The sequence below is a fragment of the Methylobacterium sp. CCH5-D2 genome (genome assembly GCF_001556475.1).
Lineage (GTDB): Bacteria > Pseudomonadota > Alphaproteobacteria > Rhizobiales > Beijerinckiaceae > Methylobacterium > Methylobacterium hispanicum.
Map to the genome: position 1 here is coordinate 1 of NZ_LSIX01000401.1, position 662 is coordinate 662.

Genomic DNA, 662 nt, shown 5'->3' on the forward strand with positions numbered 1-662 from the left:
TCCATCTTCTGCGACTGCACCAGGGCGTCCTGCGTCTCGGCGAGGTCGCGGGTCCGCTCGGCCACCCGCCGCTCCAGAGCCTCGTTCATGCCCTGGAGGGTCTCGCGTAGCCGGCGTTCGCTGACGCTGCGCCGCTCGACGTCACGCGCGAGCCGGACGCTCAGGGCCGCGAGGCAGATCGCCAGGACGATGACGAGGAGCGCGGTCCCGGTCTCGGCCTCCAGCAGGCCCGTGCGGGCGGCGTGGATCTGCAGCGAGCCGAGGAGCAGCGGCGCGACGACGACCACGGGCAGCAGGTACCGCGTGACCTCGCCGCCGCCGAGGACGATGGCGGTCCACGGCCCATGCGGCCGGCTGAGCAGCACGCCGGCGGAGAGGACGCCCAGCGTGACGGCGGTGACCAGCGCCATCCGCGAGTAGGGTCCGCCCTGGTGGAAGCCGCCGAGGCCGTAGGCATATCCCAGCGCCCCGACCGCGGCGCCGACGAACGCCGACAGGGCTGCCGCCGCGCCGACCTGGCGGAGCCGGCGGCTCCGCGCGTCCTGCAGCAGCAGGCCCGCCGCGGCGCCGAGGATGCAGCAGATCGTCGCCAGGGACATCCCGTCCCCAGGTCCGAGAGGCCCGGAGAAGAGGCGTTGCGTCCAGTCGTCGAGCCGGAACCC

Annotated in this window: 1 pseudogene; it reads right to left on the reverse strand. The window is 74.5% G+C overall.

The annotated features are described in order from the left end of the window. Positions 1 to 599, reverse strand: a pseudogene (locus tag AX737_RS10320) (hybrid sensor histidine kinase/response regulator); the annotation flags it as partial. Positions 600 to 662: the final 63 nt, after the last annotated feature.